This is a genomic window from Streptomyces sp. NPDC051987 (assembly GCF_040680735.1).
GTDB lineage: Bacteria > Actinomycetota > Actinomycetes > Streptomycetales > Streptomycetaceae > Streptomyces.
The window spans coordinates 17,577-42,661 of sequence record NZ_JBFAXI010000031.1 but is presented as its reverse complement, the minus strand read 5'-3'; the positions used below and the strand labels follow the sequence as shown (position 1 = coordinate 42,661).

At 72.9% G+C, this 25,085-nt stretch carries 3 protein-coding genes; all 3 read left to right on the top strand.

Annotated features, from left to right (window positions below; translation table 11 throughout):
- Nucleotides 1–20: 20 nt before the first annotated feature.
- Genes AB0M11_RS18780 through AB0M11_RS18770 form a run of 3 tightly spaced genes read left to right on the top strand, consistent with a single transcriptional unit; the run spans nt 21 to nt 25,047 of the window.
- Entirely contained in the window at nt 21–11,246 is an 11,226-nt protein-coding gene (locus AB0M11_RS18780) for a type I polyketide synthase (RefSeq protein ID WP_365706738.1), read from the top strand.
- A 47-nt stretch (nt 11,247–11,293) separates the two neighbouring features.
- Complete coding sequence (locus AB0M11_RS18775; RefSeq protein WP_365706736.1) at nt 11,294–12,235, top strand: proline iminopeptidase-family hydrolase; 942 nt, start codon at nt 11,294–11,296, stop codon at nt 12,233–12,235.
- Nucleotides 12,232–25,047 carry an SDR family NAD(P)-dependent oxidoreductase gene (locus AB0M11_RS18770; RefSeq protein ID WP_365706734.1) on the top strand — a complete coding sequence of 4,272 codons (12,816 nt, stop codon included), beginning with the start codon at nt 12,232–12,234 and terminating at the stop codon, nt 25,045–25,047. Before AB0M11_RS18775 ends, AB0M11_RS18770 begins: the two co-directional genes overlap by 4 nt.
- The last annotated feature ends 38 nt before the right edge of the window (nt 25,048–25,085 follow it).

The window sequence follows — 25,085 nt, the reverse complement described above, 5'->3', positions numbered from 1 at the left end:
GACTCGATTGGAACAGGGAAATGAGTGCTACCTACGAGCAGCTGGTCGCGGCACTGCGCAAGTCGCTGGACGAGGTCGGCACTCTGAAGAAGCGGAACCAGCAGCTCCTGAACGCGTCGCGCGAGCCGATCGCGATCGTGGGCATGGCCTGCCGGCTACCCGGCCGCGTCAACACCCCCGAGGCCCTCTGGGACATGGTCGCCGGGGGCCGCGAGGGGCTGTCGGGCTTCCCGGACGACCGCGGCTGGGATCTGGAGGGTCTGTTCGACTCCGACCCGGACAAGGCCGGCACGTCGTACGCCGACCAGGGCGGCTTCCTCCAGGACGCCGGCCGGTTCGACGCGGAGTTCTTCGGGATCTCGCCGCGCGAGGCACTGGCGATGGACCCGCAGCAGCGCCTCCTGCTGGAGACCTCCTGGGAGGCACTCGAACGGGCCGGTGTGGACCCGGCGACCATCAAGGGCACCGACGTCGGGGTCTTCAACGGCATCATGGGTGTCGACTACTTCGCCGCCGGAAGTGTCCCGCCCGAGCTGGAGGGCTTCACCAGCACCGGCTCCGCGTCCAGCGTGGCCTCCGGGCGCGTCTCCTATGTCTTCGGCCTGGAGGGTCCGGCCGTCACGCTCGACACCGCGTGCTCCTCCTCCCTCGTCGCCATCCACCTCGCCGTGCAGGCGCTGCGGCGGGGCGAGTGCACAATGGCCCTGGCGGGCGGCGCCACCGTCATGGGCACGCCGGACCTGTTCGTCGACTTCTCCCGGCAGCGGGGCCTCGCCGCCGACGGCCGGTGCAAGGCCTACTCGTCCACCGCCGACGGCACCGGCTGGGCCGAGGGCGCGGGCGTCGTCGTACTCGAGCGGCTGTCGCAGGCCCAGCGCAAGGGCCACCCGGTGCTGGCCGTCGTACGTGGCACGGCGGTCAATCAGGACGGTGCCTCCAACGGGCTCACCGCCCCCAACGGCCCCTCCCAGCAGAGGGTGATCCGCAAGGCCCTCGCCAACGCGGGGCTGACCGCGGCGGACGTGGACGTGGTGGAGGGGCACGGCACGGGCACGGTGCTCGGGGACCCGATCGAGGCGCAGGCTCTGCTCGCCACGTACGGCCAGGATCGTGAAGCGCCTTTGTGGCTGGGCTCGTTGAAGTCGAACATCGGTCACACCCAGGCCGCCGCCGGTGTCGCCGGGGTGATCAAGATGGTGCTGGCGATGCAGCACGGGACACTGCCGAAGACGCTGCACGTGGACCAGCCGACCCCGCGGGTCGACTGGTCGGCGGGCGCCGTCGAACTCCTCACCGAGGCACGAAAGTGGCCCGAGACGAACCGCCCCCGGCGCGCCGCCGTCTCCGCCTTCGGCATCAGCGGCACCAACGCGCACGTGATCCTCGAACAGGCCCCGGAGCCGCCGGCCCGCGAGCAGGAGCCGACCGCGCTTCCGGTGACGCCGCTGCTGGTGTCCGCGCGCGGGAAGGCGGCTCTGTCCGCCCAGGCGCGGCAGCTGCTGCCGTACGTCGAGTCCGCGTCGCTCCTCGATGTCGGCCACTCGCTCGCCACGACCCGTGCCGCGCTGGCGGACCGGGCGGTGGTCATCGCGGGCGACCGGCAGGAGGCGCGGGCCGCGCTGTCCGCCCTGGCCGGGGGCGGTACCCACTCCGGGTTGGTCGTCGGCGGCCCGGTGCCGGGCCACCTGGCGGTGCTGTTCACCGGTCAGGGCAGCCAGCGGGCCGGCATGGGCCGGGAGCTCTACGACACCTTCCCGGCGTTCGCGCGGGCCTTCGACGAGGTGTGCGCGGCCCTGGACCGGCACCTGGCCGGACACGCCCCGCACCCGGTGGCCGAGGTGGTGTTCAGCAACCCGGAGGGCTGGCTGGACCGCACCCTCTACACCCAGACCGGGCTCTTCGCGGTGGAGACCGCCCTGTACCGGCTCATCGAGTCCTGGGGCGTCACCCCCGACCAGGTTGCCGGGCACTCCATCGGCGAGCTGACCGCCGCGCACATCGCCGGTGTCCTCGACCTGGACGACGCGGCAAAGCTGGTGGCCGCCCGCGCCCGGCTGATGCAGGCGCTCCCGGCGGGCGGTGTCATGGTCACCACCACCGCCCCGGCTGAGACCGTCACCGCCCTGCTGACCGGCCGTACGGCCGTCGCCGCGTCCAACAGCCCGGCCAGCACGGTCCTCTCCGGCGCCGCCGACGACATCGCGGCGATCCGGGAGACGCTCACCGAACAGGGCCACCGTGTCCGGAAGTTGAAGGTCTCGCACGCCTTCCACTCACCGCTGATGGAGCCGGTGCTGGACGAGTTCACCACGGTCGCCGAGACCGTCACGTACCATCCCCCGCGCATACCGCTGGTCCCTGCCGCCGACGGCGACCCCCTCACACCCGCCTACTGGGCCCGCCAGATCCGCGACACCGTCCACTTCCAGCGAGCCGTGCGCACACTCGCCGACCAGGGCGTGGCCACCTTCCTGGAACTCGGCCCCACCCCGCACCTGACCTCGGCCGTCAACGACACCCTCGACAGCACGGCCTGCACCCCCACCCTCCGGCCCGACACACCCGAACCCCGCGCCCTCCTCACCGCCCTGGCCGCTGTCCACACCCGCGGCACCCCGGTCGACTGGCCGACCCTGCTCACCGGCGGCGAGCGGCACGAACTGCCCACCTACCCCTTCCAGCACCAGGACTACTGGCTCCTGCCGGCCGGTGACAGGCCCGTCCACGCCACCAGGCTGGGGCTCACCAGTGCGGGCCACCCGCTGCTGGGCGCCATGACCGAACTGCCCGACAGCGGCGGCCATCTCCTCACCGCGCAGCTGTCGTCGCGTACCCATCCCTGGCTGGCCGACCACGCGATCGCGGGTACGGTCCTCATGCCGGGCACAGGTTTCGTCGAACTCGCGCTGCACGCCGCGCGGGAGACCGGCTGCGCGAACGTCGAGGAACTCGTCGTCGAGACGCCGCTCGTCATCCCGGACGGTGCCGCCGTCCAACTCCAGCTGACCGTACAGCCGCCCGGCGAGGACGGCAGGCGCGCCTTCAGGATCCACTCCCGGGTCCAGGGCGCGACCCCCGACACGCCCTGGACCCGCCACGCGAGCGGCACGCTCGACGCCACCGCACGGCCCGCCGGCTTCGACCTGACGGCATGGCCGCCCGAGCACGCCGAGCCCGTCCCGCTCGCCGGCGCGTACGAGACGCTCGCCGATGCCGGGTACTTCTACGGCCCGGCTTTCCAGGGGCTCACGAGGGCATGGACCCGCGGCGACGAGGTGTTCGCCGAACTCACGGTGCCCGACGACGGTGCAGCGGACTACGGCATCCACCCCGCCCTGCTCGACACGTCGTTCCACGCAGCGATGTTCGCCGCACGGCGGGACGAGGCCGACCTGCCGCTGCTCCTGCCGTTCGCGTGGAACGGCGTCACCCTGCACGCGGCCGGAGCAGCGCACGTACGTGTCCGTATCTTCCCCGTCGGCGAGGGCACGACGGCGGCCCAGCTCGCCGACGGCACCGGCGCACCGGTTGCCACGGTCCGGTCGCTGGTCGCACGGCCCGTGACACCCGAGCAGATCGAGGCGCCCCGCGCGGCGGACTCGCTCTACCGACTGGTCTGGAGGGAGACCGTCACGCCGGGCGCAGCGGGTGCGCTGGACGCCGTCACCGTCTCCGACGCGGAGGACCTCAGCGGGCTCGACGCGCCGCCGGTCATCCGGTTCGACATCCGCGGAGAGACCGGCCCCGAGGCCGTCCACACCCTGACGACCCGCACGCTCGGAATCCTTCAGGCCTGGCTGGCCAAGCCCTCTTTCGACGCCACCCGCCTTCTCGTGGTCACGCGGGGAGCGGTCACCACGGGAGCCGACGATCCCGTCACCGACCTCGCCGCCGCGGCCGTCTGGGGTCTCGTCCACTCGGCCCAGTCGGAGCACCCCGGCCGGATCACCATCGTCGACACCGACACACACAGCGACAGCGACTCCGGCGCAGACTCCCGAGCCGTAGAGATCCCCACCGCCGTCCTCACCCTCGACGAACCCCAGCTGGCCCTGCGCCGCGAGAAGTTGTTCGTTCCTCGGCTCGACAAGGCCGACCGGACCGACAAGACCCGCACCGCATCCGCGAACACGGCTCACGACCCCCACCCCGGCATCGGCTTCGCCGCTCGGGGCACCGTCCTCATCACAGGCGGAACCGGTTCCCTCGGCCGTCTCCTCGCCCGGCACCTGGTCGCCGAACACGGCGTCCGCAGCCTCCTGCTGGTCAGCCGCTCCGGCCCCGACGCACCGGGGGCGGACGACCTGCGCACCGAACTCACCGATCTGGGCGCCGACGTGCGTATTGAAGCCTGCGACATCACCGACCGCGCCGCGCTCGCCGCACTCCTCGACAGCCCCGACCACGCCCCGGTAACGGCGGTCATCCACGCCGCGGCGGTCTTCGACGACGGCGTCGTCCGCACCTACACATCGGCGCAACTGGCGAACGTCCTCGCTCCCAAGGCCGACGCGGCCTGGCATCTGCACGAGCTGACCCAGGACCGTGACCTGGACGCGTTCGTGCTCTTCTCCTCGGCCACGGCGACTGTCCTCGGGGCTCCCGGCCAATGCGGCTACGCCGCCGCGAACGCCTATCTCGACGCCCTGGCGCAGCACCGCCGCGCGCTGGGTCTGCCCGCGACGGCTCTTGCGTGGGGCCTGTGGGAGCAGTCCGCGGAGCTGTTGGGCCACGCAGATCTGCGGCGCATCCGGCGCGGCGGCATGGCCGTCCTGTCCGACGAGGACGGTCTGCGTCTCTTCGACGGCACGCTGGATACCCCGCACCCCGTGGTGATTCCCACCCAACTGGACTTCGCGGCCCTGCGTACCCAGGCCTCGCGCGACCGGCTCGCGCCCGTGCTGCGTGGGCTGGTCCGAGCATCGCGCCGCGCCGTGAGCACAACGGACAGCGGGGACAGCGGGCGGCTGGCGGACCGGCTCGTCGCACTGGGCGACGAGGAGGCGCGGCGTACGCTTCTCACCCTTGTCCGGGGCGAGGCCGCCGCCGTCCTGGGCCATGCGTCCGCCGACCACGTCGACACGGAACGCGCCTTCAACGAGGTCGGGTTCGACTCGCTGACCGCCGTCGACCTCCGCAACCGGCTGACCGCCCTCACCGGCATGCGTCTGCCCGCGACCCTGCTCTTCGACTATCCGACCCCGGCCTCGCTCACCGCGTACCTGTGGGGGGAGCTGGCTGCCGACCGGCCCGAGCCACGGGCCGCCGCCCCCGCGTCGCGGGTCGCGAACGCCGCCGCCGACGAGCCGATCGCCATCATCGGCATGGCGTGCCGACTGCCCGGCGGGGTGCGGTCGCCAAAGGACCTCTGGGACCTGGTAACGGCTGGCGGGGACGGCATCGGACCGTTCCCAGCCGACCGCGGCTGGGACCTGGACGCCCTGTACGACCCCGACCCGGAGCAGACCGGTACCTCGTACGTCCGTGAGGGGGGACTCCTCCACGACGCGGCCGGCTTCGACCCCGCCTTCTTCGGGATCTCGCCGCGTGAGGCCGTCGCCATGGACCCGCAGCAGCGGCTGATGCTGGAGACGGTCTGGGAGACGTTCGAGCACGCGGGCATCGATCCCGGCACCGTGCGGGGCGAGGAGGTCGGTGTCTACGCCGGCCTGATGTACCACGACTACGGGAGCGGTCTGCACCAGCTCCCTCAGGAGGTCGAGGGCTTCCTCGCCCTCGGTACGGCCGGCAGCGTGCTGGCGGGCCGGGTCGCCTATCTCTTCGGCCTCGAAGGCCCGACGATGACGATCGACACGGCCTGCTCGTCCTCCCTGGTCGCCCTCCACACGGCGACCCGGGCGCTTCGCTCGGGCGAGTGCTCGATGGCCCTCGCGGGCGGTGTCACCGTGATGGGCACCCCGGGGTCGTTCATCGAGTTCTCCCGGCAGCGCGTGTTCGCGGCGGACGGACGCTGCAAGTCGTTCGCTGCCGCGGCGGACGGCACGATCTGGTCGGAGGGCGTCGGCATGCTCCTGCTGGAGCGCCTGTCCGACGCCCGCCGCAACGGTCACCGTGTGCTGGCCGTGGTCCGGGGGTCCGCAGTGAACCAGGACGGCGCGTCCAACGGTCTCACCGCCCCCAACGGCCCTGCCCAGCAGCGCGTCGTCCGCAAGGCCCTCGCCGACGCGGGTCTCGCATCGGCCGACGTGGACGCCGTCGAGGCCCACGGCACGGGGACCGCCCTCGGGGACCCGATCGAGGCGCAGGCTCTGCTCGCCACGTACGGCCAGGATCGTGAAGCGCCTTTGTGGCTGGGCTCGTTGAAGTCGAACATCGGTCACACCCAGGCCGCCGCCGGTGTCGCCGGGGTGATCAAGATGGTGCTGGCGATGCAGCACGGGACACTGCCGAAGACGCTGCACGTGGACCAGCCGACCCCGCGGGTCGACTGGTCGGCGGGCGCCGTCGAACTCCTCACCGAGGCACGAAAGTGGCCCGAGACGAACCGCCCCCGGCGCGCCGCCGTCTCCGCCTTCGGCATCAGCGGCACCAACGCGCACGTGATCCTGGAACAGGCGTCAAAGGAGCCTGCCGCGGATCCGGTGGTTCCGGACGACGGTGTGCTACCGGTTGTGGTGACAGCGCGGAGCGCGGGGGCGGTGGCCGGACAGGCCCGTCGGCTCGCCGAGTTTCTCGATGACAGCGATACCGCGCTTGTGACCGTCGCCGGGGCGCTGGTCTCCCGGCGGGCGATGCTGCCCGAGCGGGCGGTCGTGGTCGCCGGGTCGCGTGAGGAGGCTGTCGCCGGGCTGCGGGCACTGGCCGAGAAGGATACGGCCCCCTCGGTGATCGCGGGGTCGGATGCCGTTGGGAAGACGGTGTTCGTCTTTCCAGGGCAGGGAGCGCAACGCCTGGGCATGGGAAGGGAGTTGTACGAGCGTTATCCGGTCTTCGCGCGGGCGTTGGACGAGGCGTGCGCCGCGCTGGACACGCGGCTGGTGGGCGCCGTGGAGCACTCGGTCAGGGACGTGATCTTCGGCGCGGGTGAGGGGCTGCTGGATCAGACGGTGTTCACGCAGGCTGGTCTGTTCGCAGTGGAGTCGGCGTTGTTCCGGCTTGTCCGGTCGTGGGGTGCGCGGCCGGATGTGGTGGCGGGGCATTCGATCGGTGAGGTCGTCGCCGCTCATGTCGCCGGTGTGCTCTCCCTGGAGGACGCGGCGGCGCTGGTGGCTGCGCGAGGCCGGCTGATGCAGGCTCTGCCGTCGGGCGGGGCCATGGTCGCGGTCGCCGCGACGGAGGCGGAGATAGCTGGACATGTGGGCGGGGGTCTTGACCTGGCTGCGGTGAACGCCCCTGGCTCGGTCGTGCTCTCCGGTCCCGAGACGGCCGTGCTCTCCGCGGCGGAAGAACTGCGGGAGCTGGGCCGCCGGGTCAAAAGGCTGCCGGTCTCGCATGCCTTCCACTCGACGTTGATGGAGCCGATGCTGGACGACTTCACCGTGGTGCTGTCCGGGCTGACCTGGAACGAGCCGTCCCTGCCCATCGTGTCCAATGTGACCGGCCGACTCGCCGATCCGGGCCAGCTGAGCGACCCCGCCTACTGGGTGGACCACGTCCGCCGCCCGGTGCGCTTCGCCGAAGGCATCGCGGCTTCAGGCGGATCCGTGTTCGTGGAGCTGGGCCCGGGTGGCTCCTTGACCGGCATGATCGCGGAGTCCGCCGATGAGAAGGCGACGGTCGTCCCGGCCCTGCGCGACGACCGTGGCGAGGCACGGACCCTGCTGACAGCCATGGCCCACCTCTTCGCACGCGGCGCCGACGTGGACTGGACGGCCGTCCTCCCCGAGGGCGCCACCGGCCCACACGTGGACCTGCCCACGTACGCCTTCGATCACCAGCACTACTGGCTCCCCGCGCCTCAACCGCGCATGGACGCCCCCGCCCTGGGCCAGAGTACGGCGGACCACCCTCTGCTGGCCTCGGTGGTGGAGGTACCAGAAACCGGCGGTGTCCTGTGCACGTCCCGGCTGTCCCTGCACACCCACCCCTGGCTCGCCGACCACGTCATCGAAGGAGTGGTGCTGATGCCCGGCACCGGCCTCGTCGAACTGGCCCTGCGCGCCGGTGACGAGGTCGGCTGCACAGCGCTGGACGAACTCGTCGTCGAAGCGCCCCTGGCCGTTCCCGAGCAGGGCGCCGTGCGCGTCCAGGTCACCGTCGGCGCCCCGGACGGGACCGGAGCACGAGCCGTCTCCATTCACTCGGCCCGGGAGAACATCACCACCGGGACCGACGCCGGCACCTGGACCCGGCACGCCACCGGCACCCTGACGACGACCGCAGAGGACACCCCCGCCTTCGACTTCACCGCCTGGCCCCCGCCCGGCTCCACACAGATCGACGATTCCGACGAGGAATCGACCCGCCGGGGACACACCTACGGCCCGGCGTTCCAGTGCGCGCGGAGGATCTGGCGACGCGGCACCGAACTGTTCGCCGAGGTCACCCTGCCGGACGGCGAACTGGACCGAGCCACCCGGTTCGGTATCCACCCCTCCCTGCTCGACGCCGCCCTGCGCACGCACCAACTCGTCGCCCGGCCCGAGACGCCCCCTCCGGGCGACGCGCCACGTCCGGTACAACCGTTCATCTGGAACCGGCTGGCGCTGCACGCGACAGGGGCTTCCACGCTCCGCGTACGCATGACGCCGGCCGATCCGGACACGGTCTCGCTCCAGGCCACCGACGAGACCGGCGAGCCGGTACTGACGACACGATCACTGACGTTCCGCCCGGTCAGCGCGGAACAACTGGACACGGCGGCTGGTCCCCCCGGCACCGACGCACTGTTCCACGTGGAGTGGAGCGAACTGCGTTCCGTTCCCGGTGCGGGTGCGGTGCCGGCGATGACGCTGGTGGACGCGCGCACCGGTGGGGACGACGACACGCCGGTGGCCAGGACGGGCCGGGTGCTGGAGGCCGTACGGGCGTGGCTGAAGGGCGAGGCCGCCGAGGAGAGCCGGCTGGTCGTCGTCACCCGAGGGGCGGTGCCCGCGGGCGGGGACGAGGCGGTCACCGATCCCTGTGGGGCGGCCGTCTGGGGCCTGGTCCGCGCCGCGCAGGCGGAGAACCCCGACGGCATCGTCCTGGTCGACACCGATCCCGACACCGACTCGTACGGGGCGGACCTGGCTTCCGTCGTGGCGATGGGCGAACCACAAGTCGCCGTGCGCGGCTCGGCCCTGTACGTGCCGCGGCTGGCCCGGTCGGTCCTCGGTGACGTCGCGGAACCGGTGCTGGACCCGGACGGGACGGTGCTGATCACCGGAGGCACCGGATCCCTGGCCGGCCTGCTGGCCCGGCACCTGGTCGAGCGGCACGGCATACGCCATCTCGTGCTGGCCAGCCGCCGTGGCCCGGAAGCGGACGGAGTGGGGAAGCTGGTGGCGGAACTGGAGGCACTGGGCGCCGAGTCGGTGTCGGTGCCCGCCTGCGACGTGACCGACCGGGACGCGGTCGCGGCGCTGCTCACCGGACTGACCGGTCCCCGGCTGACCGCGGTCGTCCACGCGGCCGGAGTGTTCGACGCCGGTACGGTCGGCGAGTTGGACACGGGACGGCTGGCCGAGGTGTTCGCGCCGAAGGTGACGGCCGTCCGGCATCTGGACGAGCTGACCCGTGAACTCACCCCGGATCTAGACGCGTTCGTCACCTTCTCCTCAGTCTCCGGTGTCTTCCTCGGCGCGGGGACCGGCAGCTATGGCGCCGCGAACGCCTGTATGGACGGCCTGATGGCGGCCCGCCGGGCGGCCGGGTTTCCGGCGCGGTCACTCGCCTGGGGTCCCTGGGGGCAGACCACCGGCATGGCCGCCGACCTCGACGACCTCTCCCGCAGCCGCCTGAACCGTCGCGGCGGTGTGCTGCCCCTCGGGCCCAACGAGGGCATGGAGCTGTTCGACGCGGCGCTGGGCAGCGATCACACACTGCTCGTCCCGGTCAAACTGGATCTGCGGAGCCTGCGCGCCGACGCGACCGCCGGAGCTGTCGTACCAGCGCTGCTCCGCGGGCTTGTCCGCCTGGGCCGACGTGCCGCGCGGGCCGCGGTGGGCGGCGAGGCCGTCGGGCGGGACATGGCCACGCGGCTGGCAGCGATGTCCGAAGCCGACCGCTACCGGGCCGTGCTGGACCTGGTGCGCCTGCAGGTGGCGGCTGTGCTTGGCTACCCGACGACCGAGCGGGTCGAGGTCGACTCGGCGTTCAGCCAGCTCGGTTTGGACTCGCTCACCTCGGTGGAGCTGCGCAACCGGCTGAGCACCGCCCTCGGTCTGCGGCTGCCGGCGACCGTGGTGTTCGACCAACCCAGTTCGGCCGCGCTGGCAACGTACCTCAGCTCGCGGCTGGCCGCGGGCCAGGACCAAGGAGCCGACGCCGAGGACACGCTCAGTGGACTGCTGCGCGAGGCGTCCGGCAAGGGGCGTGTCGACGAGGGGCTCGCCCTGCTCGTGGCCGCCGCGAAGCTGCGCGAGTCGTTCGCCTCCATCGACGAACTCGACCAGGTACCCCGACCGGTGCAGTTGGCCTCAGGACCGGCGAACGTGCAGCTGTTCTGCTTCAACAGCCCGGTGGCACTCGGCGGCTCCACCCAGTTCACCCCGCTGGCGGCCCACTTCGACGGCGTGTGCGACCTGTACACGATGCCGATGCCGGGATTCACCCGCGACGAGCGGCTGCCGGCCACGACGGACGCCGTCGTGAGCCTGTGGGCGGACGCCGTACGGCAGACCGCGGCCGCGGACAGGCCGGTGGTGCTGCTGGGCTACTCCGCCGGCGGGAGCCTCGCCCACGCCACCGCCATCCGCCTGGAGGAACAGGGCTTCCTGCCGGCCGGTCTGATCCTGCTGGACACCGTCCCGCCGGACAGCGAGGTCATGGACGCCGTCTGGCCACGGATCCTCGAGAGCATCCTCGCCCGCGAGGCGGCGCTCGGGCCGTTCACCAGCGCCGGGCTCTCGGCGCTGGGCCGTTACTCCGAGCTGGTGGCCGCGACCGAGCCCGTCGCCGTCCGCGCGCCGGTCCTGTTCCTGCGCCCGAACACGCCCCTGTCGCCCACGGACGGGCCAGGGCGCGGGTCATGGCCCGCCGAACACACCCTCGACGAGGTCGAGGGCGACCACTTCACGATGCTCGAGGACCACGCCCCCGCGACGGCGCGGGCCGTACGGCGCTGGCTGACGTCGCTGTCCTGACCGACCGCGCAAGCGGTACACCCGCCTCAACAGAGGATGAGCGAAGCATGTCGTTGTCCCCCAGCCGCAAAGGCACCGTGCCCTTCGGCCCGTACCGGACCTGGTACCGCGTCACCGGCAACCTGGACGCGCCGACCCCGGCACTCGTCGTGGTCCACGGCGGTCCGGGCAGCACGCACGACTACCTGCTCGGCCTTGCCGGATTCGCCGAGCGAGGGCGGCCGGTGGTGCACTACGACCAGCTCGGCAACGGCGGATCGACCCATCTGCCTCACGCGGACGCGGACTTCTGGACCGTACGACTGTTCCTGGACGAGCTGGCCAACCTGCTGACCGCGCTGGAAATCCGCGAGTACGTGCTGCTGGGACAGTCCTGGGGCGGACTGCTCGCGGCCGAACACGCCGCACGGCGGCCCTCGGGGCTGCGCGGGCTGATCGTCGCCAACGCACCGGCCTCGTATCCGCTGTGGCTGCGAGAGCTGGCGGTGCTGCGCGGGCGGTTGCCCGACGGCGTCGACGAGACCCTGGTACGGCACGAGGACGCCGGCACCACGGATTCCGCGGAGTACCTGGCGGCCATGCGGGTCTTCTACGACCGGCATGTCTGCCGACTGCGGCCGTGGCCACAGAACCTGACGGCCAGTTTCATGGAGATCCACAACGACCCCACGGTCTACCGCACCATGAACGGGCCGAGCGAGTTCCATGTGATCGGCAGTCTGCGCGACTGGAGCGTCGTCGACCGCCTGCCCTCCATCGTCGTGCCGACGCTGCTGATCACCGGTCGGCACGACGAGGTGACCCCGGCCTCCGCACAGCCCTACCAGGACCTCGTCCCGGACGTCCGGTGGGAGGTCTTCGAAGAGTCCAGCCATATGCCGCACCTCGAGGAACCCCAGCGGTTCACCGACGTCGTAGCAGCGTTTCTCACCGGGCTGCCGCCCCGGAGCACAGCACCCCGACCCGCCACTGTGGAGCACACCCGATGAACGAGCCCCAGAACGTCAACGAACCGCGGTTGCTGTCCGAACTGCGCGCCGCGCCGACTGCGGAACGCCGCCGCAGGCTGGTGGACCTGGTCGTCGAACGGACCCGTGAGATCCTGCTGACCCTGCTGCCCGCCGCGCCCGCCGACATCGACCCCGAGACCGGGTTCCGCGACCTCGGCCTGGACTCGCTCGGAGCGGTCGACCTGCACGACCGGCTCGCGGCGGACACCGGCCGGGCGCTTCCGGTCACGGTCGCCTTCGACCACCCGACCCCGGCGGCCGTCGCCGACTTCCTGCTGGCCGAGCTGTTCGGCGGCCCGGCCGGCGAGGAAGCGGTGCCTGCCGTCGCGGCCTCCGACGAGCCGATCGCGATCATCGGCGCCGGCTGCCGCTATCCAGGCGGCATCGACAGCCCGGAGGAATTGTGGCGGTTCGTCCTGGCGGGCAGTGAGAGCCTCGGCCCCTTCCCGGCCGACCGAGGCTGGAACCTGGACCACTTGTTCGGCGCCGGCCCGGACAGCGGCGGCAGCAGCCTCGCCCGGCAAGGACACTTCCTTTACGACGCGGCCGAGTTCGACGCGGACTTCTTCGGCATCAACCCGCGCGAGGCCGCCGCGACCGATCCGCAGCAGCGGCTGATCCTGGAGACGGCGTGGGAGGCGGTCGAGCGAGCCGGTATCGACCCCCGGTCGCTGCGCGGCAGCAGGACCGGCGTCTATGTCGGCGTCGAGCCGCAGGACTACGGCCCCCGGCTGCACGAGGCGTCCGCCGACGTCGAAGGGTACCTGGTCACCGGCAACGCGCCGAGCGTGGTGTCCGGTCGCGTCTCCTACGTGCTCGGCCTTCAGGGGCCCACCCTCACCGTGGACACCGCGTGCTCGGGCTCGCTGGTCGCCTTGCACGTGGCCTGCCAGGCGCTGCGCACCGGGGAGACGCCGCTGGCGCTGGCCGGCGGCGTCGCGGTGATGGCAGGGCCCGGGGTCTACACCGCCTACAGCAGGCAGCAAGCGATCGCCCCGGACGGGCGGTGCAAGGCGTTCGCGGCGTCGGCGGACGGTACGGCCTTCTCCGAGGGGGCCGGTGTCCTGCTTCTGGAGCGGCTGTCGGACGCCCGCCGCAACGGGCATCCGGTGCTGGCGGTGATCAAGGGGTCGGCGATCAACTCCGACGGTGCCAGCAGCGGCCTGACCGCGCCCAACGGGGTGGCCCAGGAGCAGGTCATCCGTCAGGCGCTGGTCCACGCCGGTCTGAGGGCCGCGGACGTCGACGCCGTCGAGGCCCACGGCACCGGCACCAGGCTCGGCGACCCCATCGAGGCCCACGCGCTGCTCGCGACCTACGGCCGGGGCCGGGGCGAGCGCCCGCCGCTGGCCCTGGGCTCCGTCAAGTCGAACATCGGCCACACCCAGGCCGCCGCCGGGGTCGCCGGGGTGATCAAAATGGCGATGGCCATGCGCAACGGCGTACTCCCCCGCACCCTGCACGTGGACGAGCCGTCGCCGTACATCGACTGGTCGCTGGGGGACGTGCGTCTGGTCACCGAGAACACCCCCTGGGACACGAATGGCCCGCGCCGGGCGGGCGTGTCGTCGTTCGGGGTGAGCGGGACGAACGCACACGTGGTCCTTGAGGAGGCGCCGGGTGCCGAAGGAGGGGCGGCTGCGGAAGGGGCTCCCGGCATCGAAGGGACGCCCGCCCGAGTGGAGACGCCCGGCGTCACGAAGGGGCTCGCCGAAGAAGGTGCGCCCGGCGTCGGAAACGGGCTCCCCGTCGGCGAGACGTCCCCCGCCGTGCCCTCCGCCGGGCCCGTGCCCGTGCTGGTCTCCGGCCGGAGCGGGCAGGCGCTGCGAGCGCAGGCCGGGCGGCTGGCCGAGCGGCTCGGCGGGCCGGACGCGCCGTCGCTCGGGGATGTCGCGTTCTCCTCGGTCGCCACGCGCTCACTGTGGGAGCACCGCGCGGTGGTCGTGGCCGAGGACCGTGCGGAGCTGGTCGCGGGGCTGGCCGCGCTGGCCGCCGGGGAGCCGGTCGACGGGGTGGTCACCGGGGTGGCGCCGTCGCGGTCGCGGTCCGGGGTGGTGTTCGTCTTCCCCGGGCAGGGGTCGCAGTGGGCCGGTATGGGGGCGGAACTGCTGGACACCTCGCCTGTGTTCGCCGAGGCGATCGAGCGGTGTGCGGCGGCGTTGGCGCCGTACGTGTCCTGGTCGTTGGTGGATGTGCTGCGTGGTGCTCCGGACGCGCCGGGGCTGGAGCGGGACGACGTCGTCCAGCCGGTGCTGTGGGCGACGATGGTGGCGCTGGCGCGGCTGTGGCAGTCGTACGGCGTCGAGCCCGCCGCCGTCGTGGGACACTCCCAGGGAGAGATCGCGGCGGCCTGCGTGGCCGGGGCACTCAGCCTGGAGGACGGCGCGAAAGTGGTGGCGCTGCGCAGCCGGATGCTGGCGCGACTGGCCGGGCAGGGCGGGCTGTTGACGGTCGCGGAGCCGGAGGGCCAGGTGCGTGAGCGGTTGTCGCGCTGGGCCGACCGCTGCTCGGTCGCGGCGGTCAATGGCCCGTCCACGGTGGTCGTCGCCGGTGATCCGCAGGCATTGGACGAGCTGGCCGCCCTGTACCAGGCCGAGGGGGTGCGCACCCGGCGGGTTCCGGTCGACTACGCCTCTCATTCCCCGTATGTGGAGATACTCGAAGAGCCGCTGACCGCCGAGCTGGCCGGGGTCGTTCCCCGGGCGGGGAACGTGCCGTTCTACTCGACCGTCACCGGGGCGGAGCTCGACACCACCGGCCTCGATGCCCACTACTGGTACCGCAACCTGCGTCTGCCCGTGCTGTTCGAGTCGGCCACCCTCGCCGTGCTGGATACCGGTCACACCACGTTCGTCGAGGTCAGCCCGCACCCGGTGCTGACCGTCAGCGTGGAGGACACCCTCACGGCGGCGGGCGTCGACGGTGTCGTCACCGGATCGCTGCGGCGTACGGACGGCGGGCCGAAGCGCTTCCTGCTGTCGGCCGCCGCCCTGCACGTCGCCGGTACGGTCGTCGACTGGAAACTCACCGGAAACCCGGTCGAACTGCCCACGTACGCGTTCCAGCGCGCGCGGTACTGGCTGGATGCCGTCTCCCCGGCCGGCGACGTCACCTCGGCCGGTCTGGCCCCGGGCGGGCATCCTCTGCTCGGCGCGTCCCTCGCGCACGCCGACTCCGACGGTGTGGTGCTGACCGGGCGGCTGTCGTTGAGGTCGCACCCGTGGCTGGCCGAGCACGCCGCCGGCGGCCAGGTCCTCTTTCCCGGCACCGGGTTCGTCGACCTCGCGGTCCGCGCCGGTGACGAGGTGGGCTGCCGGGTGCTGGAGGACCTGACGCTCCAGGCGCCGCTGCCACTGCCCGCAACCGGCGCCGTACAGCTCCAGGTACGCGTCGACGCCCCTGACGACGCCGGCCGCCGTCAGATGGGCGTGTACGCGCGTGCCGAGGACGACCTGCCGTGGACGCGGCACGCCACCGGCGTCGTGTCGGACGCCGTCGCCCCGGCGGACTTCTCCCTCGCCGCCTGGCCACCGGCTGATGCCGACCCCGTCGACCTGACCGGCTTCTACGAGCGGCTCGCCGACCAGGGCTACCAGTACGGCCCCGCCTTCCAGGGCGTACGCGCCGCGTGGCGGCGCGGGGACGTGATCTTCGCCGAGGTGGCGCTTCCGGCGGACACGGCCACGGACGGGTTCTGCCTGCACCCGGCGCTGTTCGACGCCGCCCTGCACACCGAGACCCTGCTGGAGAACACGTCAGCCGAGCTGAGCCTGCCCTTCGAGTGGCGTGGGTTCAACCTGTACGCCGCCGGTGCCGGCACGCTGCGGATACGCCTGTGGTCGTCGGCTCCTGACACCGTCTCGGTGCAGTTGGCGGACGCCGCCGGGCTGCCGGTCGCCGCGCTGGAGTCGCTGGTCTCCCGGCCGCTCACCGCGACCGGGCCGCGCGCCGACTCGCTCTACCGGGTGGACTGGGTGCCCGCCCCCACCGAGGTGCCCTTCCGGGGCCGCGCCGTGACGCTGGGCGACGTGGACTGGGGACTGCCGGCCGGTGAACCCACCGACGCGGACCTGGTGTTCGTCGGCCTCCCCGCGGCAGAGGCGGACGACGTCGTGGGCGGCGCGCATGAACACACCTACCGTGCGCTGGAGTTGGCGCAGTCGTGGCAGGCCGGGGCGAAGCTGGTGTTCGTCACCTGCGGCGCGGTCGCGGCCGGTGCCACCGACACCGTGCGCGGCCTGGCGCACGCCCCGGTGTGGGGCCTCATCCGGAGCGCGCAGTCGGAGAACCCGGACCGCTTCGTCCTGGTCGACACCGAACCGGGCGCCGACGTCCCGGTGGCCGCGGTCCTGGCGGCGATCGGCGCGGGGGAGCCCCAACTGGCCGTCCGCGACGGGGCCGTCGTCGTGCCGCGGCTGGCGCGGGCTGCCATGAGCGAGGCGTTGCTGCCTCCGCCGGGCGTGGCGGAGTGGCGGCTGAACTCCGGCAGCAAGCAAAGCCTCGCCGATCTGGAACTGGTGCCGTGGCCCGCGGCCGGAGCCGCGCTCGCGCCAGGCGAGGTGCGGGTCGCCGTCCGGGCGGCCGGGCTGAACTTCCGGGACGTGGTCGTCGCCCTGGGCATGGTGCCCGAGCAGGACATGCCGATCGGCGGCGAGGTCGCCGGCGTCGTGCTCGAGACCGGCTCCGGGGTGACCGACCTGCTCCCGGGCGACCGGGTGCTCGGAGTGCTGGACGGCGCGTTCGGGCCGGTCGGGGTGACGGACCGGCGGCTGCTGGCGAGGATGCCCGACGACTGGTCGTACCCACAGGCCGCCGCGGTCCCCGTGTGTTGGCTGACCGCTGTCTACGGGCTGTGCGACCTCGGCCGGCTGCGCGCCGGTGAGAAGGTCCTGATCCACGCGGCGGCCGGTGGGGTCGGCATGGCGGCCGTGCAGCTGGCCCGGCACCTGGGCGCGGAGGTGTTCGCCACCGCGAGCCCCGGCAAGTGGGAGGCGCTGCGCGGCCTGGGACTGGACGACGAGCACATCGCCTCCTCCCGTGACCTGGACTTCGCCAAGAAGTTCCGCGGCCATGGCATGGACGTGGTACTCAACTCGCTGGCCGGTGAGTTCGTCGACGCCTCGCTGATCCTCCTGCGGCCCGGCGGGCGGTTCCTGGAGATGGGCAAGACCGACCGACGCCGCCCCGAGGACCTGCCCGATGTCGAGTACACCGCGTTCACGCTGACGGACGCGGGACCGGACCGGCTGAACGAGCTGCTGCCCGAGGTGCTGACCCTGTTGCGGCAGGGCGTGCTGCAGCCACTGCCGGTGCGGGTGTGGGACGTGCGGCGGGCCCGGGACGCCTTCCGGTTCATGTCCCAGGCCCGGCACACCGGCAAGATCGTGCTGACCGTCCCGCCGGCGCTGGATCCCGTCGGCACCGTCCTGATCAGTGGCGGCGGCACGCTGGGCGGCATCGTGGCCCGGCATCTGGTCACCCAGCACGGCGTACGGCATCTGCTGCTCGCCAGCCGCAGCGGCGGCGGCGCGGACCTCGCCGCCGAACTGACCGCGCTGGGCGCCTCGGTGACGTTCAGCGCCTGCGACCTCGGCGACCGGGACGCGCTGGCGCGGCTGCTGGCCGGCATCCCGGCCGACCACCCGTTGACGGGGGTGGTGCACACCGCAGGCGTCCTCGACGACGGCACGCTCGGTACGCTCACCCCCGAGCAGATCGACACCGTCTTCCGTCCCAAGGTCGACGCCGCCTGGCATCTGCACGAGCTGACCCGGGACCTGGACCCGGCGATGTTCGTGCTGTACTCCTCCGGAGCCGGGGTGCTCGGCGACGCCGGGCAGGGCAACTACGCGGCTGCCAACACCTTCCTGGACGCGCTCGCCGCGCACCGCAGGGCCGAGGGGCTGCCCGCCCAGTCACTGGCCTGGGGGTTCTGGGAGCAGCGCAGCGCCCTGACCGCCCGGGTGGACGCGGTTGGCGTGGCCCGGCTCGAGCGGGAGGGCAGCCGTGCCCTGACCAACGAGGAGGGCATGGCCCTGTTCGACAGCGCCCGCCTTCTCGACGAACCCCTGCTCGTGGCGGCCCCGCTGACCACCAGGAACCTGCGCGAAGTGCCGCCGTTGCTGCGCGGCCTCGCCCGGACCCCGGCCCGTCGGACCGCCGCGTCGAGCCCGGCCGCGACCGACTCGGAGCTGACCCGGCGACTCGCCGTACTGCCCACCACGGAACAGGACCGGCTGCTGACCACGATGGTCCGCGCCCAAGCCGCCGCGGTGCTCGGGCACTCCTCTCCGGACGCCATCAGCTCCGACCGCGCCTTCCGCGACCTGGGCTTCGACTCGCTGACGGCCGTGGAACTGCGCAACCGGCTGGCCACCGTGACCGGCCTCAGGCTGCCCGCCACGCTCGTGTTCGACCACCCCACCGCGACCGGTCTGGCAGGACTGCTGCGCACCCGGCTGCTCGGCGTCACCGAGACCCCCGCGCCGCGGTTGCCCGCGCCCGGCCGCGCGCGCGACGAAGGCGACGACCCGGTCGTCATCGTCGCGATGAGCTGCCGTTTCCCGGGCGGCGTCGAGTCGCCGGAAGACCTGTGGCGGCTGGTGGTCGACGGCGGTGACGCCATCGCCCCATTCCCCGCGAACCGCGGCTGGGACCTGGCCGGGCTGTACCACTCCGACCCCGACCACCCGGGCACGAGCTACTCCCTGCACGGCGGTCTGCTGCCGGACGCCGGGGCGTTCGACCCCGCGTTCTTCGGCATGTCGCCGCGTGAGGCGCTGGCCACCGACCCCCAGCAGCGGCTCGTCCTCGAAGCCGCCTGGCAGGTGCTGGAGCGCGCCGGCATCGACCCGCGCTCCCTGCGTTCCAGCGCAACCGGCGTGTTCGTCGGAGCCTCCGCCACCAGCTACGCCCAGGGGACGGCTGTCCTGCCCGAGGGAGTCGAGGGCTATCTGACCACCGGGGTGTCCCCATCGGTGATCTCCGGGCGTGTCGCCTATGTGCTGGGGTTGGAAGGGCCCGCGGTGACCGTAGACACCGCGTGCTCCTCGTCCCTGGTGGCGATCCACCAGGCCGCGGAGTCGGTGCGCCGGGGCGAGAGCACCCTGGCCATCGCCGGCGGTGTCACCGTGCTCGCCGGTCCCGAGCTGTTCGTGGAGTTCTCCCGGCAGCGGGGCCTGGCCACCGACGGCCGCTGCAAGGCGTACTCGGACGCCGCTGACGGCACCGGCTTCGGCGAGGGCGTCGGACTGGTCCTGCTGGAACGGCTGTCCGACGCCGAACGCAACGGCCACCCGGTGCTGGCGGTCCTGCGTGGCTCGGCGGTGAACCAGGACGGTGCATCCAACGGTCTGACGGCGCCCAGTGGTCCCGCCCAACAGCGGGTGATCCGCAGTGCGCTCGCCGCGGCCGGCCTCGCGCCCTCCGACGTGGACCTCGTCGAGGGGCATGGCACGGGCACCACGCTCGGCGACCCCATCGAGGCGCAGGCGCTGCTGGAGACCTACGGCCGACAGCGCCCCGACGGTTCGCCGCTGTGGCTGGGCACGGTCAAGTCCAACATCGGGCACACGCAGGCCGCCGCAGGCGTCGCCGGGGTGATCAAGACGGTGCTGGCGATGCGGCACGCGGTCCTGCCGCGCACCCTGCACGCGGACACTCCGTCGTCCCAGGTGGACTGGACGGCCGGAGCGGTCGAACTGCTCACCGAGAACCGCGCCTGGGACAAGGAGTCCGGGCCGCGCCGAGCGGGCGTGTCCTCGTTCGGCATCAGCGGCACCAACGCCCACCTCGTCCTCGAACAGGCGCCCCCGGCCCGGACGAGGACCACCGGTTCACCGTACGACGGGCCCCTGCCCGTCGTGGTCTCCGCCCGCTCCGCCAAGGCACTGAGCGCCCAGGCCGCCCGGTTGTTGCCGCTGACCGACCGGCCGCTCGCCGACCTGGCCCGGTCCCTGGCCACCACACGTACCGCGTTCGAACACCGGGCGGTCGTGCTCGCGGACGACACCGGCGCGCTCCGGCAGAGCCTCTCCGCGCTCGCCGAGGGGACGGTCCCGGCCGACGTGATCCGGGGCGAGGCGGGCGAGGGCAAGGTGGCGTTCCTGTTCACCGGCCAGGGCAGCCAGCGGCTGGGCATGGGCCGCGCCCTGTACGGGACGTTCGAGGCGTATGCGAGGAAGTACGACGAGGTCGTCGCGCTGCTCGATCCCGCGACCCGTTCGGTGCTGGCCGGTGACGACCCGGAGCCGCTGGACGAGACCGTGCACACCCAGGCCGCACTGTTCGCGGTCGAGGTGGCCCTGTTCGCCCTGGTCAAGTCCTGGGGCGTGCGCCCGGACCACCTGGTCGGGCACTCCGTCGGCGAGATCGCCGCGGCCCACGTCGCCGGGGTGCTGTCGCTGGCCGACGCTTGCCGACTGGTGAGCGCGCGCGGCCGGCTGATGCAGGAACTGCCCGGCGGGGGCGCCATGTTCGCCGTGGCGGCCACCGAGGACGAAGTGCTGCCGCTGCTGACGGACGGGGTGTCGATCGGCGCGGTCAACGGCCCGTCGGCCGTGGTCGTCTCGGGCGAGGAGGACGCCGCCGAGGCGGTGGCGCGGCACTTCGCCGACCTGGGCCGCCGGACCCGCCGACTGCGGGTGTCCCACGCGTTCCACTCCCCGCGGATGGAGCCGATGCTGGCGGAGTTCCGTGAGGTAGCGCGGTCTTTGACGTATCGAGAGCTGGAAATTCCGGTCGTCTCCACGCTCGGCGACGGCGAATTCACCGACCCCGAGTACTGGGTGCGGCAGGCCCGCGGCACGGTCCGGTTCCGCGACGCCGTGCGCCGTCTCGACGAGGCGGGGGTGACGACGTTCCTGGAAATCGGGCCGGACGGCGTGCTGTCGGCCATGACCCGGGACTGTCTGCCGGACGACGGCCGCCATACGGTCGTGCCGCTGCTGCGCAAGGACCACGACGAAGTGCGTACGGCCGTGTCGGCGCTGGCGTCGGCCTTCGTACGAGGAGCGGCCGTCGACTGGGCCGGGGTGTTCGGGGACGGCCGGCGGATCGATCTGCCCACCTATGCCTTCCAGCGGGAGGACTTCTGGCTGAGGGCCGACGGCGACGTCGGCGACGCGGCCGGGCTGGGCCAGTCGGCAGTCGTCCACCCGCTGCTGGGAGCCGCCGTCGCGCTGCCCGGTTCGGACGGTGCCGTGCTGACCGGGAGGTTCTCGGTGGGCACACAGCCGTGGCTGGCCGATCACGTCATCCTGGACACAGCGCTGTTCCCGGGCACCGGCTTCGTCGAACTCGCGCTGCGCGCCGGTGATCAGGTCGGCTGTGACACGGTCGAGGAGCTGACCCTTGAGGTTCCGCTGGTGCTGACCGCTGACGAAGCCGTGGACGTACAGGTCACGGTCGACGGCGTCGACGCTTCCGGGGGCCGTCCGGTGGCGGTGTACGCGCGGCAGGCTGGGGGCTCCTGGACGCGGCACGCCACGGGTGTGCTCAGAGCCGTAAGGGAGTCGGCACAGTTCGAGCTGGCCGAGTGGCCGCCGCCGGGGGCGACGCCGGTCGACGTCAGCGACCTGTACGACCGGATGGCCGTGTCGGGGGCCGGCTACGGGCCGTCGTTCCGGGGGCTGCGGGCGGCCTGGCGGCGCGGCGACGACGTATTCGCCGAGGTGGCTCTGGCCGAGAGCGCGGCGGTCGACGCCGGGCGGTTCGGTGTGCATCCCGCGCTGCTCGACGCGGCGCTGCACACCATGGAACTGGACGGGGAGGCCGACGCCGGTGAGCCGGCGCTGCCGTTCGCGTGGTCCGGCGTCGCCCTGCACGCGACGGGGGCCACGAAGCTGCGGGTCCACATGGTGCGCACCCGCACGGCCGCGGTGTCGCTGCGGCTGGCCGACACCACGGGCGCACCCGTGGCCACCGTGGGATCGCTGGTCGTGCGCCCGGTCTCCGCCGACCGGCTGCGCCCCGGCCGGGCCGTCCGCGACGACGCGCTGCTGCACGTGGAGTGGACGCCGCGGCCGACCGGACCCGGCCGGGAGGCCGTCTTCGTCCACGGCGCGCAGGACGGCCCACTGGCGACTGCCCTGCGGTCCGCGGGCGTCGACGCCACGTCCGTGGCGGCGGAGCCCGGCACGGTGCTTTTCGACGTCGGCCGGGCGCCGACGGCGCACGAACTCACCCGGCGCACGCTGGAGTTCCTCCAGTCCTGGCTGGGTGGCGAGCAGTCCGCGAAGCTGGCCGTGGTGACCTCGGCCGCACTGTCGGCGCGTCCGGACGACGCGATGGTCGACCCCGCACACGCCGCGGTGTGGGGGCTGGTGCGGGCGGCCCAGGACGAGCACCCGGGTCGGCTGCGGCTGGTCGATCTCGACGGCAGCGAGGCGTCGTATCGGGAGCTGCCCGCGGCGCTCGCCGGTGACGAGCCTCAGTTCGCGCTGCGCGAGGGCGAGGTGCTGGTGCCACGCCTGATGCCGTCGTCGGACGGCGGCCTGCTGGCGGTGCCGGACGGCGGCTGGCGGCTGGATGTCACCGCGCAGGGCACCGTGGACAACCTGGCACTGGTCGAGAGCGACAGCGCCGACCGGCCACTGGCGCCGGGTGAGGTGCGGATCGCCGTCCAGGCGGCGGGCGTGAACTTCCGGGACGTGCTGATCACCCTGGGAATGTATCCGGAGCGGGCCGACCTCGGGTGCGAGGCGGCGGGCGTCGTCGTGGCGGTCGGCTCCGAGGTCACCGAGTTCGCGGCCGGTGACGAGGTGCTGGGTCTGTTCGACGGCGGCTTCGGCCCGTACGCGATCGCGGACCGGCGGATGATGGTCGCCAAGCCCGCACAGCTGACCTTCGAGGAAGCTGCTTCCGTTCCGGCCGTGTTCGCCACCGCGTACTACGGCCTGGTCGACCTCGCCGGGCTGCGCGCCGGGGAGAAGGTGCTGATCCATGCCGCCGCCGGGGGCGTCGGCATGGCAGCCGTGCAGCTCGCCCGGCATCTCGGCGCCGAGGTGTTCGGCACGGCCGGCCGCGGCAAGTGGGAGGTGCTGCGGAAGCTCGGCGTCGCGGACGACCACATCGCCTCGTCGCGGGACACCGGCTTCGCGGGCCGGTTCGCCGAGGTGACGCGAGGGCGCGGGGTCGATGTGGTGCTGAACTCGCTGGCCCGGGAGTTCGTCGACGCCTCGCTCAGACTGCTGCCGCGGGGCGGCCGGTTCGCCGAGATGGGCAAGACCGACGTGCGGGATGCGGACGAGGTCGCGCGTCGGCACCCCGGGGTGCGCTACCGGGCGTTCGACCTGTCCGACGCCGGCCCGGACCGGATCAGGGAGATCCTCACCGAGGTCGTCGCGCTGATCGACCGTGGGGTGCTCGCGCCGTTGCCGCTGCGGGCCTGGCCGGTGCGCAGGGCGCCGGAGGCATTCCGCTTCCTCGCCCAGGCCAGGCATGTCGGCAAGGTCGTGCTCACCGTCCCGCACGAGGTGGACCTGCGGGGCACCGTGCTGGTCACCGGAGGCACCGGTGGTCTCGGGAGCCTGGTCGCCCGGCATCTGGTGACCGCGTACGGCGCGCGGGACCTGCTGCTGGTCAGCCGACGGGGTGATGCGGCCCCCGGGGCGGGGCGGCTGACCGAAGAGCTGACGGCGCTCGGCGCGCGGGTGCGCGTGGTCGCCTGTGACGTGTCCGACCGTGTCGCGCTCGCTGCCGCGCTCGACGGGGTGGACCTGGCTGCGGTCGTGCACACGGCCGGCGTGGTCGACGACGGCGTGTTCGACTCGCTCACTGCCGGGCAGCTCGAAGGGGTATGGGGGCCGAAGGCCGACGCGGCGCTGCATCTGCACGAGCTGACCCGTCGCCGGAAACTTTCGGCGTTCGTGCTGTTCTCCTCGGCGGCCGGGACCCTCGACGGCGCCGGGCAGGCGAACTACGCGGCGGCCAACGCGTTCCTGGACGGTCTGGCGACACAGCGCCATGCCATGGGCCTGCCCGCCGTGTCACTGGCATGGGGCATGTGGGCACCGGAGGTCGGCGGCATGACGGGCGCGCTGGCCGACGGCGACGTCCGGCGGCTGCGCCGGTCAGGGGTACTGCCACTGTCGGGGGAGCATGGACTGCGGCTGCTGGACGCGGCCCTGGCCCGACCGGAGGCAGCTCTCCACGTACCGCTCAGGCTGGATGTCGCCGCCCTGCGGTCGCGGCCCGAAGGGGTGCGGGTGATCCTGCGTGACCTGGTGGGCACGCCGACCCGCCGTACGGCCGCGGCCGCCGAGGAGAAGGCGGTGGAACCCGAGCTGCGCGATCAGCTGGTGCGGCTGCCGCGGACGGGGCGTGAGCGGCTGCTGACGTCCTTGGTGCGCGAGCACGTCGCCGCGGTGCTGGGGAAGTCGGACGGCGCGGCGGTGGAGCTGGACCAGCCGTTCAAGGAGGTGGGCTTGGACTCGCTGACCGCCCTGGAGCTGCGCAACCGGCTGGGGGCTGCGACCGGCCTCAGGCTGTCGGCGACGCTCGTCTTCGACCATCCGACGCCGAGGGCGGTCGTCGGCCTGCTGCATACCGAGCTGGTGGGTGAGGACGAACCGGAGCCCCTTGCCCTCGAGTCCGAACTGGCCCGGCTGGAGGCCGCCATGTCCGGAGCGGAACTGCCCGACGAGGCGACACGGCAGCGCGTCACAGCCAGGCTGCGTGCGCTGACGGCCTCCTGGGGCGAGCGCTCAGGCCCGGCGCACGACGACCTCACGGCAGCCGACGCCAAGGAGCTGTTCGCCATCCTCGACGGCGAACTCGGCTCAACCGACTGACCGTTCGGTCTCGGTGAGTCGCAAGACGACCACCGAAG